General features: G+C 45.0%; 7 protein-coding genes. 5 read left to right on the forward strand and 2 right to left on the reverse strand.

Going from position 1 to position 15,345, the window contains the following annotated elements:
- Window positions 1–15 precede the first annotated feature (15 nt).
- A complete protein-coding gene (locus tag QCQ61_RS06490) occupies window positions 16–8,448 on the forward strand; it encodes a T9SS type B sorting domain-containing protein (RefSeq protein ID WP_279449957.1) in 8,433 nt (2,810 codons plus the stop codon).
- Between the two features lie 9 nt (window positions 8,449–8,457).
- Entirely contained in the window at window positions 8,458–9,459 is a 1,002-nt protein-coding gene (locus QCQ61_RS06495) for a PorP/SprF family type IX secretion system membrane protein (RefSeq protein WP_279449958.1), read from the forward strand.
- 94 nt (window positions 9,460–9,553) lie between these two features.
- Here QCQ61_RS06495 and QCQ61_RS06500 read toward each other — a convergent pair whose 3' ends face one another.
- Entirely contained in the window at window positions 9,554–10,708 is a 1,155-nt protein-coding gene (locus tag QCQ61_RS06500) for a vWA domain-containing protein (RefSeq protein WP_279449959.1), read from the reverse strand.
- A 197-nt stretch (window positions 10,709–10,905) separates the two neighbouring features.
- Here QCQ61_RS06500 and QCQ61_RS06505 point away from each other — a divergent pair, with 197 nt between their 5' ends.
- From QCQ61_RS06505 to QCQ61_RS06515, 3 genes are all read left to right on the forward strand, one after another.
- Window positions 10,906–13,101 carry a histidine kinase gene (locus tag QCQ61_RS06505; protein WP_279449960.1) on the forward strand — a complete coding sequence of 732 codons (2,196 nt, stop codon included), beginning with the start codon at window positions 10,906–10,908 and terminating at the stop codon, window positions 13,099–13,101.
- Complete coding sequence (locus tag QCQ61_RS06510; RefSeq protein ID WP_279449961.1) at window positions 13,101–13,832, forward strand: LytR/AlgR family response regulator transcription factor; 732 nt, start codon at window positions 13,101–13,103, stop codon at window positions 13,830–13,832. The genes QCQ61_RS06505 and QCQ61_RS06510 overlap by 1 nt, the downstream gene beginning before the upstream one ends.
- 97 nt (window positions 13,833–13,929) lie before the next feature.
- On the forward strand, window positions 13,930–14,439 hold the full coding sequence (locus QCQ61_RS06515) for a gamma carbonic anhydrase family protein (RefSeq protein ID WP_279449962.1): 510 nt from the start codon (window positions 13,930–13,932) through the stop codon (window positions 14,437–14,439).
- Window positions 14,440–14,489: 50 nt separating this feature from the next.
- On the opposite strand, the gene murI is transcribed toward QCQ61_RS06515, so the two are convergent.
- Window positions 14,490–15,281: a glutamate racemase gene (gene murI, locus QCQ61_RS06520; RefSeq protein WP_279449963.1), complete on the reverse strand. Its 792-nt coding sequence runs from the start codon at window positions 15,279–15,281 to the stop codon at window positions 14,490–14,492.
- Between the last annotated feature and the right edge of the window lie 64 nt (window positions 15,282–15,345).

A 15,345-nucleotide genomic window follows, 5' to 3' on the forward strand; every position in this document is an offset into this window, starting at 1 on the left:
GTAATACCCAGATTTATGAAAAAATTAATACTTTTCTTTACTATAATTTTTCCCCTTTTTGTTTTTTCACAACCCATTGATCTATTTCAGCAATTTAATGGGAGGTATGATTTTACAGCTGTAGGAAATACCTTAAATGAATTCCCAAACTTTCCGGATAACAATGGTAATGTTTATTGTGGGCAGTTGTTACAGAGCAGTGCCACGTTAAATCTGAATCCGGGACAAACGTTTGTTTCTGCACATCTCTATTGGGGGTCTATTGGAACTGGCGATTTTGATGTTGCTTTAAACGGAACTGCTATTTCTGCCCAGCGAATTTTTAGCCATACCTTTAACGGCAATCCATATTTTTCTGCCTATGCGGATGTAACTGCCTTGGTGGGTGCTACTGGAAACGGCACCTATACCTTTTCTGATATGGATGTGCAGGCATTGCTTCCTCAGTATTGTGGTACTAATTTTGGTGGTTGGGCTATCTATGTAATTTTTGAAGATCCATCGCTTAGATTAAATCAGATAAGTCTTTTTGATGGTTTGGAAAGTGTTTCGGCTAATAACAATAATTTAAATATAACTTTAACCAATATTGAAGTAAGTTCCGATGTTTTGTCAAAGATCGGATTTTTGGCTTGGGAAGGCGAGGAAGAAATTGCAAATGGTGAAAGTCTGTTCATAAATGGAACTTTAATTTCAAATGCTTTAAATCCTCCAACCAATGCATTTAATGGTACAAATTCTTACATAGGACCGCCAGGTAATGCCCAAAACTATAATATGGATTTGGATTTTTACGATTTAACAGGAATCGTAGCCCAAGGAGATACGAGTATTCTCATTGAATTGGAATCTCACCAAGATTTTATAATGGTGAATAATATTATCACCAGCGTAAATTCTGAATTACCAGATGCTACCATAGAAATTGATGATCTTGGCGTACTTTGTGAAAACAATGATATTGATGTTGAATATACAGTTTACAATGTAAATAGTACGAGTCCGTTACCTGCCAATGTACCTATCGCATTTTATGCCGATGCAGTATTGATTGGCCAAACCACTACAAACAACATTATACCGATAGGTGGCTCTGAAAGCGGTACTATTACACTTAATATTCCCGTTGCCACCCCGAATAACTTTAATTTAAGAGCTGTAGTTGATGATATTGGGAATGGAACTGGTATTGTTTCAGAAACCAACGAGAGTAATAATGAAGACGTTTACCCCGTTGATCTTAGTGCAGCTGGTATTTTACTTAACCCAGGCCCAGCCTGTTTGGGGAGACCGGTTATTTTAGATTCTGGGGTTACAGATCCACCATTTAATATACAGTGGTTTAGAAATAATATTGCTATTCCTGGTGCTACAAACTCAACATTGGTGGTTACTACAGATGGTATTTATAGAGTGGAAGCGGTAGATGGTATCTGTAGGGTGGATAGTAATTCAGTGGTAATTACTTTTAGACCCCAGCCCACGGCCAACCCCCCGGTAGATCTCTACCAGTGCGACGATGGCACCACGGCAGGCGTTTTCAATTTAACGGACAACGACGCGAACATATTGGGGGCGCAGGACCCGGCGCAGTTCACGATAAAGTACTACCAGAGCTACCAGGACAGTTTTGACGACACCAACGAGATCCTTGGCGGGGTACATATTATAGTTCCCCCTTCGCCTCAGACGATCTATGCCCGTATCGAGGACAACAGCGGGAGCTGTTTTGACCTGACCGATTTTGAGATCTACTTCAGCCGCGCCATTGCCGGTCTGGTGCCCGCCACGGCCAGTTATTGCGATTCCGATGGCGATGGCGGGGAGTTCGTGGACCTTGCCACGGAGTTCAATTCCCTTGTCCTTGACGGCGAGCCCTCCTCGCGCTACAACATTACCTACCACGGCAGCCAGGCCGATGCGGACAACGATGCCAACCCGCACCCGAACCCGTATTTTGTAACCGCACCGGGCGAGACGGTCTATATCCGTTTGGAGAACCGCCATGACGCCAGCTGTTTTGACACCCGCCGCAGTATAGACCTGATCATAGACACCCCGCCGACAGTTAATGCGGCACCGGAAAACCTTGTAGAGTGCGATGTGAACAACGACGGCTTCGCGGCCTTTGACCTGACCCAGCAGGACCTGGTGATCACCCTTGGCGATCCCACATTGACGGTCACCTACCACGGCACGTTGTTGGATGCCCAGAACGGTGTACTGCCCTTGCCCAACCCCTATGTGAACGACCAGATCTATCTGGACGCCCCCATTACCGATCCCTTGGACCCTAACTATGGTACCGGCGGTGTTTGGGCGCGCGTTTCCAGCAGCACCAATAGCTGTACGGTCGTGGTCCCCTTTGCCCTGGAGGTGCGTTTTTCGCCCGTGGGCACGGAGCCAGCGGAGCCCCTGCGCCTGTGCGACGATGCAACGGCGGACGGATTTACGTTCTTCGACCTTACGGTAGTCGCGGCGGAAGTACTGGGCACTTTGGACCCGGCCGGTTTTGATCTTTATTATTACGAAAGCCTTTTGGACGCTACCATTGCTGGCGACAATGCGATGGACGCCCCGGACTTCTCGCAGGCCATCCCGGACCCGACGAACTTTTTGAACAGCACCAACCCACAGGACATTTACATACTGATAGTGGGCAACGGCACGGGCACCATCCCCCCGAACCCGAACATCAGCGAGGGCTGTTACGACATCGTGACCCTGACCCTTATCGTGGACCCGCGCCCTGCGGACCTGGGCCCCTTTGAGATGATGCTCTGCGATGATGAGCTGCAGGGCAGTACCCCGACCGATGAGATCTCCACTTTTGACCTTACCAGCCAGGACATTCTGGTGAGCGGCGGCGATCCCACCATTACGGTGGAGTGGTTTTTAAATCCGGCCGATGAGGCCGCGGGCATCCCGATCCCGAACCCGACCACCTTCCAGAACACGGCCACCCCACAAACGGTGATAGGGCGTGCGACCTCGGAGTTTGGATGCAGTACATTGGTCACTTTAACATTAACGGTATTGCCGAACCCGAACCCGAACACGGCCCCGGACCCGTTGGAACTTTGTGACGACGACGACGACGGTATCGTTGGCGGATGGGACCTGACCCTTGCCGATAGCGATATCATAGCGGGGGAGCCAGACGTATCCGTGACCTATTACGAAGATATGGGCGATGCCATAGCGGGAATTCCGGGCACGGAGATAACGATGCCCTACACCAATATAATACCCTTTGTTCAAACGGTATATGCCCGAGTAGAGAAGAACGTCCCCCCATCTACGGTAGGATGCTTTACTGTCGTTGAGTTAGAGCTCCACGTAATAGACCTTCCCGATATGCCCCTTATGCCGCCGTTCGCGGACCCCTTTATAGGTTGCGACGAGAGCGGCAGCGGTACGGCCATCTTCGACCTGACCCTTCAGGACGACGGTGTGCTTGGCACCCAGAACGCTGCGGACTTTTTGCCCATTAGATATTATGAGCTTGAGGCCGATGCCGATGCGGGCAATGCCAACTTCATACCCAATCCGGCCACCTATATAAGCGGGGGCGGCACAACGATCTGGGTACGCCTGGAGAGCCGCATCACCGGTTGTGCGAGGGTTACACCATTTGAACTGGAACTGGAACTGTTCCCAACCATTGGTGCAGGAAACGATCTGTCCAAGTGCGATGATGAAATAAACGGCAGTACGCCTACCGACGGGCTATCCACGTTCGACCTTACGGTAAACACGCCCTTGATCACCCTTGGCGACCCGGGCCTTGATATATTTTACTACGCTTCGGCAGCAGATCAGGTAAACAACAACCCGATTGCAAACCCTGCGGCCTATCAGAACGTGATCAGCCCACAGCAAGAAATATTCGTGACCGTCTACAGCGAGAACGGCTGTAGGGCGACCGGTAGCTTCTTTATCATCGTGGAGCCATTGCCGGTGGCGATATCGCCGGACCCATTTATCGCCTGCGATGCGAACAACGACGGTTTTGCACAGTTTGACCTGAGCACCCAGACCCCGATCATCACGGGGGGGGATCCGAACCTTTCGGTAACCTACCACCCAACGTTGACCGAGGCGCAGAACAACGGCATCCAATTGCCCAACCTGTACACCAACGACCAGATCTATCTCGACGTGCCGATCACCGATCCCGCGGACCCGGCCTATGGTACGGGCGGCGTTTGGGCACGGGTAACCTCTACGGCCAATGTCTGCGAGACCGTCGTGTCCTTTGCGCTGGAAGTGCATGCTTCCCCGGTGGCCACCGAGCCCGAGCCCTTTAGGAAGTGCGACGATGCGGTTGCCGATGGCTTCACCCTTTTCGATCTGACCGAAAAGGAGGCGGAGATATTGGGCACCTTGGACCCGAACGGATTTGACCTCTATTACTATGAGGACCTTGCCGATGCGCAATTGGCGGGCGACCTTGCGCTGACCGCACCGGATTATTCAGCTGCCATCCAAAACGCGGCGGCGTATACCAATACCGCCAACCCACAGGATATTTACGTGCTTGTGGTAGGGAATGCCAACAGTAGCATCCCGCCGAACCCCAACGGGGCAGAGGGCTGTTACGATATTGTTACATTAACCTTGATAGTAGATCCAATTCCGCTGGACCTTGGGCCTTTTGAAATGGTATTGTGCGACGACGAACTGCAGGGCAGTACCCCGACCGATGAAATCTCGACCTTCGATCTTACCACCCAGGACATTTTGGTCACCGGCGGCGACCTTACCTTAAGCGTACTTTGGTTCGAGACCCCGGCGGATGAAGCGGCGGGCAACCCGATCCCGAATCCGACAACGTACCAGAACTTTGCGACCCCGCAGACGGTGATCGGAAGAGTGACTTCAGAATTTGGCTGTTCCAATACAATTACCCTGACCCTAACGGTACTTCCAAACCCCAACGCGAACCCGGACCCGGAACCGATCGTTATCTGTGATGACGATGATGACGGAATCGTGAGCACCTTCGATTTAACGGATCGCGATGTTGAGATATTAAATGGCGAGACGGACGTTACCATTTTCTATTACGAAACCATGCAAGCGGCGATTGATGCTGCACCAGGAACCGAAATTGTAAGCCCGTATACAAACATAGTACCTTACAACCAGATTGTGTTTGCCCGCGTTACCAACCAAGTACCGCCAGAGCAACTACCGTGCTATACTATTGTAGAGCTGGAACTTGTTGTAGTAGCCTTGCCAGATGCGCCAGACGCTACCTTCCAAGACCCACTCTTTGCCTGTGATGAAGACGGCGATGGCACAGCCATTTTCGACCTTACCGTGCAGAATGATGCAGTTTATGGCGTACAGGACCCGGCGGACTTTGAGCCGGTCACCTATTACGAGAGCCAAGCAGATGCGGACCTCGGTATCAATGAAATAGATCCAGCGGATGCCTTCCAGAGTTCCGGACAGACCATCTGGGTCCGTTTGGAGAGCCTTGGAACGGGATGCGCGAGGGTAAGCTCCTTTGAGATAGAGATGGGCGACTTCCCGGGAACGGGTACTGCAGACGACCTGGTTCTTTGTGATGATGAAGTGAACGGCAGCACCAATGACGATGGTCTCTCAACCTTCGACCTGACGGTGAACACCCCTGTAATTACAGGAGGCGATCCCACGTTAACGGTGTACTATTACGCATCGCAGGACGACTTGGATAACGATATCCGTATAGCCAACCCTTCAGCGTACCAGAATATCATCAGCCCACAGCAGGAGATTTTTGTGGGCATAAGCGGGCAGAACAGTTGTGGGGCGGCATTGAGTTTCTTTATAACCGTTAACCCGAACCCGGAGCCCGTGGAGCCTACCCCATTGGTAGCCTGCGATGTGGACAACAACGGATATTCTTCTTTTGATTTGGAAAGTAAGACGGCAGAGATTCAAGGAGGCGATCCAACACTTATAATTACCTACCACGAAAACCTATTGGATGCCAGAACGGGCAATTTTCCATTGGCCAGTCCGTATGAGAATATAGTTGCCTTTAACCAGACACTCTATGTACGTGCAGCATACGATAGCCCACCAAATGGAACAGGATGTTACACGATTGTAACCTTGGAGCTACTGGTAAGAGAGTCTCCAGTAGTACCACAAGACCTACCAGATTTAGTAGCCTGTGACGACAGTGGTTTTGCGGAGTTCGACCTTACCCAGCAAGAAACCCTAATTTATGGCAACCAGTCTCCAGCGGACTATACCCTTACCTACCACCTGAACCAAAATGATGCCAATACGGGACTGAACTTTATTGTACGGCCGGAAGCCTATACCAATATCAGCAACCCACAGACCATCTGGGTCCGTTTGGACGACAACGCTACGGAATGCTATGCCGTTGGAAGCTTTGACCTGGTGGTGAACAGTGGCCTTCCGATAACCGATCCCACGCCATTGGAGTTATGTGATGATTTAGGTGAGGAAAACGATGGGATGACTGCTTTTGATCTTACCCAGAAAAACTCGGAGATAACCAACGGCGTGCTTACCCAGGGCGTAACCTACTTTTTAACCGAAGAAGACGCGCAAAACAACGAAAACCGTATCGATCCCGATACCGCTTATGTGAATGTGGACCCCAATGGCAACCCTGTTAATCCGCAGGTGCTTTACGTACGCGTGGAGGACGGCAACAGTGCCTGTGTTTCCTTTACCACCCTTACCATAAGGGTGATCAGCAATCCGAACCCGGTAACGCCGGACCCTATTGTACTGTGCGACTATAATGTAATAGTACCCCCGGGGCCCTATGACGAAGTGGAGCTGTTCGACCTTACGGTCCGCGAGGCACAGATACGCAACGGGAACAACTGGACCCTGGATTATTATGAGAGCTATGGCGATGCGGTAACGCAAACGGATGCCATTCCGGCAGCGGATGTTACCGCCTACCAGAACACGGGCAATCCACAGGTTGTGTACGTACGCGCCACGAGCCCTACGACAGGCTGTTTTGAGATAGTGGAACTGGAATTGATTGTGGAGCCATTGCCGGACGACAGTGCGACAGTGGAACCTTATGTGTACTGTTCGACCGATGGCACCGAGATAGGGGTCTTTGACCTTACCACCAAGATCGGCGAGATATTGGGCGGCCAGCCGGCCCCGCCGATGGAGGTGAGCTTTTACCTGACCGCGATCGATGCTGAGAACAGCACCAATGCCATCACCAATGTTACGGGCCACCGCAATATGGATGCGGGCAACAACCCGATAAACCCACAGACCATCTTCACGGGCATCACCAATACCGAGACCGGATGCTATATCGGCGGGGTGCAGAGCTTTGAGTTGATCGTCCAGCCGGGAGCCGTTGCGGTAGCGCCTGCGGAACCCTTTGTGATATGCGACAACCTGATGCCCAGCGACGGCTTTGCTGAGTTTGACCTGGAAGATATGAGCGACCAACAGGTCGTTGACCTTCGCGCGGGGATCTTGGCTGGGCAGGACCCGGCGGACTTCGGCATTACCTTCCACGAGACATTGGAGGGCGCTGAGGCGGGCACGGGGGCCATTGTGTTCCCGTACGTGAACATCATCAACCCGCAGCGCATTTATGTGCGCGTGACCAACCAGACGAACATCTATGAGCCGAGCTGTTATTCTGTAGTGGAAATGATATTGAAGGTAGAGCAGCTTCCCGATGTGGTGCTGGCCGACCAATACCGTCTCTGCGTGGACGGGAACGGCAACCCGATAGCGGCTGAGGAGGGCGGGCCCTCGCCACCGGTCATAGACACGGGCCTTGACCCGGCGCTCTTTACCTTCCAATGGGAGCTTGACGGGGTGATCGTCGCGGGGCAGACGGGCCCATCGATCATAGCGCTGGTACCGGGCACCTATACGGTGACCATCACCGAACTGTCCTCTGGCTGCCAGAGCACGGCCACCACCACGGTGATCGTTTCCTCGCCGCCCGAGACCTATGGGGCGGTCCTTGTGAACGGCGCCTTTGCGGAGGACCACACCATCGAGGTGACCGCCACCGGGCAGGGGACCTACCAGTACCAATTGGACGACGGCCCCTTCCAGGACAGCAACATATTCGAGGACGTGTCCCCGGGCAACCATACGATAACCATCCGTGATGCCAACGGCTGTGGCAGCGTGACCTTCGATGTGGGGGTCATAGACTACCCGCTGTACTTTACCCCCAACGGGGACGGCTACCACGACACCTGGAACATCATCGGCATAGCCAGTGGCGACCCTACGGCAAAAATATATATCTTTGACCGCTTCGGAAAACTGCTCAAGCAGCTCAGCCCGTTGGGCCAGGGCTGGGACGGTACCTTCGGGGGCAGGCCCATGCCATCGAGCGATTACTGGTTCCGAGTGGAGTACACCGAGAACGAGATCCCAAAGGAATTCAAAGGACATTTTACCCTAAAACGATAAATAGAAATTATGAACATTAAACAAATCTCCCTCATCCTACTTTTGTTTTCATCCATATATGGATATTCACAAGACGGAATACCTATATATTCAGATTATTTTTCAGATAATTTGTATTTGCTGCACCCTTCAATGGCTGGGGCAGCTACGCATAATCAAATACGTTTAACGGCGCGCCAACAATGGTTTGATCAAAATGAAGCACCAAATCTTCAAACGCTCAATTTTAATGCTCGTCTGGGCGAACAATCTGGCGTTGGGGTAATTGTATATAATGATAAAAATGGATATCATTCCCAAACAGGTGGTTATCTTACATATGCTCACCACATTATGTTTTCAAGAAGTGAAGCAGATTTAAATCAGCTGTCTTTCGGTTTAAGCGCTGGTTTAACTCAATCGCGTTTAGATGAAACCCAGTTTGATCTTTCGGATTTTGATCCAGTAATAGGGGGGATTATTCAAAGTACTTCATATTTTAATGTAGATGTTGGTCTGTCTTATAACTTTTTAGACTTTTCAGGACATTTCACCGTTAAAAATGTAATATTTCAGAATAGATCTATTTATAGTGAAGAGTTTGAATCTAATAACCAACGGAAGTATTTGCTTTCGGCTGCATATGCAATTGGACAATATGGGCAGGACTGGAGTTATGAACCATCGTTCCTCTTTCAATGGAGCGAGCGTACGGGAGAACAAGCAGTGGATATAAATTTTAAGGCTTATAGAAATATGGAATTCGGTAAATTATGGGGTGGGTTGTCCTATAGAAGAAGTTTAGATGGAGCCGAATTTCTTAACGGACAAGAAATTAAAGTGCAAAAACTGCAATATGTTACTCCGGTTTTGGGAATAAATTACAATAATTTTATGTTTGCTTATACATACTCCTATCAAGCTGGAAATGTAAAATTTGAAAGCGGTGGGTTTCACCAAATTACTTTGGGTTACGACTTTTTGGGCGGTAGAAAAGAACCGTACGATTGTAATTGCCCAGCAATTAATTAATGCGTTACAAAGAATAAAAATAGAGACTGTTTAAAAGGTGTAGTTTAGCAATGGCGCTAAATTTTTTAAACAGTCTTCTTTTTTAAATTTGGATTTACTGCCAAGTATAATTCTTTTTTTCAGCCTGTTTTTTTATGGCTTGTATCATGGCATTCTCCAATTCATTAGGTGCTTCTTTTGTGTTTTCTGCAAGATACTTTCGGCGTTGTTCGTTTAATGCTTTAATTTCACTTTGAATTGCCGCTCTTTCATTGCGTTTGGCTTCGAGATACTTCTTTATCTGCGTAGTTGTTTTGCCTTTTAACTCTTGGGGTAGGTCGTCTTTTTTCAACTGCTTAAAACTAAAATTGGCATCTTCTTCAGCATCTACCAAATCCCAAGTACTGTTATTGTAAAGGTGGCTTCCTTTTGAAACGGTTCGGCTAACGGCATTTGCTTTACTGTATTCTGCGGCATTATTGTCCTGAGTTTGTTGAATATGTCTTTTCGCAATTCCGTTGCTTCCGTAGGGTACATAGGTTTTATTTAGCTTACTGTTTAATTGGATTATAACGTCGTCGTACGGCGAAGAAACATATAAGGTTTGTTGGTTTTGATTTATTGCCATATAATCGCCCTTGGTTAGTTGGGCGCCGTCTTTCCAATAGCTATCTATACCGTGACTATAATTACCACAGAAAATAGTATTTACCACTACGCCGTTCTCCAGAGCATTTGCGGCAGCATCTTTGTAATTAATTGCACCCTGGTTGAAGGGTTCGTTGCCAGCAATAAATATTATTTTTAAATAGCGGTCTTCATTTCCCCAATCTAATTTGTTTAGCGATTCCTGAATAACGGCACCGCAATATTCGCTTCCCCCATTGGTTGTAAGTGAAAAAAGCTCTTTGGAAACATCGTCTAAATCTTCGGTAAACCCTAGGATTTTCCGAATGTAATTATCGCCGGCGCTCAAATTGTCATTGCCGTATTCATATAGAGCAATTTGCAGTTTCGGGCGCTCGTTTTGGCATTTGGCGTAGCTAAGCTCATTTACAATTTCCCAAAGCTGCGCCTTTGCTTGATTAATTAAGCCGTCCATGCTATTGCTGGTGTCCAATAGTAACGCTACTTTTATAAAATACTCGGCTTTAATATTGGACGCATCTACGGTCGCCAAAAATTTATTAGTGTGCTTTTTATTGTCTGCTTTACAAGCGAAGGTGGAAGTAAGAATAATTGCTAGTAACAATATTTTAAAAGTTTTCATGGCTTTATTTTTATGTAAACCTATGACCAACTTTTTTTAAATAAAACCTTGATTAAGTAATCGCTACGTTTCAGTTAGTTAAGGTTACTTTTGGATGAGCCAACTATTAATTTTGCGCTTTTTTTGAAACCTATTTCAGAAAAACGTAATTTTAGCTTCGCCTCAAAGTGCGTATGTTTACGGTTTTAAAATACAAAATGAAAAACCTTTTCTTTTTATTTTTAGCAGTTGCTTTTTTATGTTCAGCAAATAGCTTTTCACAAGTAAGACGGCAGTCGGAAAGCACCACATTTATGTTACGCGGTGAAGTAATTGACGGCGAAACAAATATGCCTATTCCAAAGGTAAATGTTGAAATTTTAGGCGGCCAATACACCACTACAAACTTGTCCGGAAGATTTGCAATTACCGCCCAAATGGGTGACGAACTTGTTATAAAAAGCGATGATTTTGTAACGGTTTATTATACTGTTTTAAAAACTGATTTTGTAACGGTTAGGGTTGAAAAAGCACCTGGACAAACTGCAGTGCCACTATCTAAAAACGCACAAAAAAGCGAACCTAATAACTTCAAAACTTATTTAGATTCGGCAAAATTCTTTTTGAAAAAGGACGCCCAAAAAAGTATTGAATTTGTAACCCGTGCATTGGAGCCAGGACATAATAAAAACATTTCTAAAAGTGAAAATAGTTTGGCTTTTGAAACGCTGGGCGATATAAATTTATTTTGGAACCAGCCCGATCTGGCTATAGACAATTACAAACGCAGTCTTCAAAATGCATCAAATCCTAATATTTCAATTAAATTGGCCAAGGCTTTTGCGCAAAATAAAAGCTATCAAGAAAGTATTGCAGCCTATCTTAATTTGCTGCAGGGCAGGCTGTCGCCGTATCAAAAAGTAGCTGTTTATGAAGGTTTGGGAGATACTTACAAAGCCATTGGCGATGGCGTTAAAAGTGTGTATAATTATCAAAAAGGGTTAGATGTTGCCAAGGAGAATAAAATCACACCAAAAATAACTAATCTAAATTCGAAAATTGGCGAGGCATACGCGCAAAGTGGGGCGCTAGTTGAAGCCGAAGTGTATTTTGACAATTCGCTTAAACTTGCCAAAAAGGAAAATAAAAAACGCGCTGTTTCAGAAAAAAATAAAGTTGCAGATTTTTACAATCAAAATCGCGAATACGAAAAGGAAATTAAGCTTCGCGAAGAAACGTTGAAAGAGTTGAACGCCATGGGAAAAGTGGTTACTGTAGAAGACGAAGCCTTGACTTCACAACGACAAAACTATAAAATTGCCAATGCTTTTGTAGCGCAGGAAAAATACAAACAAGCCATTCCCTATCTTGAAAAAAGTATTGCTGAAGCCAATAAAGCCGAAGATTTAGTAGTAAAAAAAGATGCGGTGCGAAAGCTTTCAGAAATTTATCGCGACATTGGTGAGTTCGATAAAGCTACCGAAAGCTATCAACGCTATGTAGAGGTAGTAGATGAGCTCTATGTAAAAAAAGAGCAGGAAATAAGTCAGGCGGCCCGTTTTAGTAAAGAAATTACCCAAAAACAAAATCGTATTGTAAGTCTTGAGAACGATCGAAAACTAAACGAGAGCAGATACAAGCTTGCTTTCGAAAATCAAGAGCTAATAGAAAGAAATAGCCAAATTCAAAAAGGGGTAATTATTTCATTGGGCGTGATAGTTTTACTGCTAATTTTTGCTGCTTATTCGCAGTACAAAAGTGTAAAGCAGCAAAAGTTTGCCAATAATGTTTTGGCGCTAAAATCGCTGCGGTCGCAAATGAATCCACATTTTATTTTTAATGCTTTAAATTCTGTAAACAGCTTTATAGCAGTGAATGACGAACGTGCCGCGAATAAATATTTAACCGATTTTTCACTTTTAATGCGTTCCGTTTTAGAAAATAGCGAAGAAGATTTTATTCCACTGGAAAAGGAAATAGAGTTGCTGGAGCTTTATACAAATCTTGAACATTTTCGGTTCAAGGACAAATTTGATTATACTATTTCAGTAGATGAAAATATAAATTTGAACAATTTTGTAATTCCGCCCATGTTGCTTCAGCCGTATGTTGAAAACGCAGTTTGGCACGGGCTTCGCTACAAGAAAGAAAAAGGTTTGCTTGAGATTAATTTTGAAAAAATAGATTCAAAAACAATTAAAATTTCAATTATCGATAATGGAATTGGCCGCGAAAAGTCAAAACAGTTTAAAACCGAAAACCAAAAGAAACAAAAATCAAAAGGGATGGGTAACACCCAACGGCGCATTGGTATATTAAATGCTATGTATAACGACAAAATAACTGTAACAGTGAAGGATGTTTTTGAAAATAATGAAGGCACCAAAGTAGAACTAATTTTGAAAAGAGACTGATGAAACTAAACGCAATAATTGTTGAAGATGAAGAAACAAGCCGAGAAATTCTACGAACATATTTGGCCAAATATTGTCCGAATATTCTTTTAAAAGGAGAAGCGGCAAATGTTGACGAAGCATTGCTATTAATACAAAATACTAATTTAGACGTAGTTTTTCTCGATGTTGAAATGCCTTATGGCAATGCCTTCGATTTGCTTGATAAAGTGGGCGACAGACAATTTGAAACTATTTTTGTAACGGCATATAACCATTATGCGATCGATGCGCTAAATGCCCATGCTTCGTATTATTTATTAAAACCAATTTCAATAGATAAACTTATTGAGGCTGTAGCCTATGTTACCGAAATAAAGGAAAAGGAAAATTCGCTTCAAAATTCAATTTTAAAACCCTTGCAGACTCAAGTAGCTGGAAAAATTACCATTCCGCTTCAAAATGGATTTGAGGTGCTTGAAATGGACGCTATCCTGTATTGTCAAGCAGATGATAATTATACGCAGATTTACTTAAAAAAAGGAAAGCGTTTGGTGAGTAAAACCTTAAAATATTTTGAAGATTCCCTTTCGGAATACGGCTTTGCGCGCGTGCATAAATCGTATTTGGTAAATGTGAACGAAATTACCGAATACAAAAAGGGAAAGGGAGGTAGTATCGTGCTTTCCAGCGGAAAGGAAATAATGGTTAGCCCTTCGCGAAAAAAGGAATTATTGGCTTATTTTGGGTGATTATAAAATATGAGACATTAGACGTGAAATTTTAGATATGAGCCCTTACTAAATTTTAATTCTAAACCTTGAAACAAGAAACCTGAAAAAACAAACTATGATTATAAAAGCTGTAAATGGAAAACATCCGCAGATTCCCGAAAATTGCTTTGTTGCCGAAAATGCTACCATCGTAGGCGATGTGGTAATGGGCAACGAATGTAGTGTTTGGTACAATGCGGTAATTAGAGGCGACGTTCATTTTATAAAAATGGGCAATAGGGTAAATGTGCAGGATGGAGCTGTAATTCACGCAACTTATAAAACTTCTCCTACCACTATTGGCAATAATGTGTCTATTGGTCATAATGCAATTGTGCACGGCTGTACAATACAAGACAGCGTTTTAATAGGTATGGGAAGCATTGTTATGGACGACTGTGTTGTGGAAAGCAATTCAATTATTGCCGCGGGCGCCGTAGTTGCAAAAAACACCCGTGTTGAAAGTGGAAGTATATATGCGGGCATTCCGGCGAAAAAAATAAAAGACATCAGTCCCGAACTCACAAAGGGCGAAATTGAACGCATTGCGAATAACTACGTAATGTATTCTTCTTGGTTTAAATAAATTTAAAACAGATTATAGGGGTTTTACATGTTTGAATTTTGGTAAATACTTCAAAAATCACAATATTCAACTACGATATTTGCACTGTATTTTTTCAAAAGAAATTTTAATGTATCGGTTTTTGAATTTGTATAAAATTGAAGTTTAGGTTGGGTGTTTTCTTCACGCAATAAATCTAAACTTTGTAGTACCGTTCTAGTTTGTCGGGCTACTGCTTCGCCAGAATCTATAATTGTTACATTTTCCGGGAGTATTTTTCGCAATTGCGGAATTATGTACGGGTAATGGCTACAGCCCAAAACCAGATAATCTATATTCGCTTCGAGCATGGGTTTGGTGTGTTTTTTTAAAAGTGAAGTAATTTCGGGGCCATCCAAGTTTCCTTCTTCAATTAAAGGAACGAGTCCTTCACCAATAATTTCTACCACACTTATATCTTTAGTAAATTCTCTTGCTGTAGCACTAAAAAGTGTGCTGCTCAACGTTCCTTTTGTCGCTAAAATACCGATGCTTTTGGAGATGGTTTTTAAGGCTGCAGGTTTAATAGCGGGCTCGATACCTATAATGGGAATATTGTAGTTTTGCCGTAGGATAGCTATGGCATTTGTAGTAGCGGTATTGCAAGCTACTACAATTAATTTGGCTCCAAAATCTAAAAGTTTTTGAGTGTTTTTTATACTGAGCGCGGTAATTTCTTCGGCAGATTTATTGCCATAGGGAGCGTTTTTGCTATCGGCTAAATAGATAGTGTGTTCGTGGGGTAAATGTTTGTGGATTTCTTGCCAAATGGAAGAACCGCCAACACCAGAGTCAAAAATACCTATGGGATTGTTTTTTTTCATCACGTAAATGTAGCCAAATACTTGAAATTAGGGTAAAAAAAAACTGCTCGTGTTAACGAGCAGT

The sequence above is a fragment of the Aequorivita marisscotiae genome (genome assembly GCF_029814825.1).
GTDB lineage: Bacteria > Bacteroidota > Bacteroidia > Flavobacteriales > Flavobacteriaceae > Aequorivita > Aequorivita marisscotiae.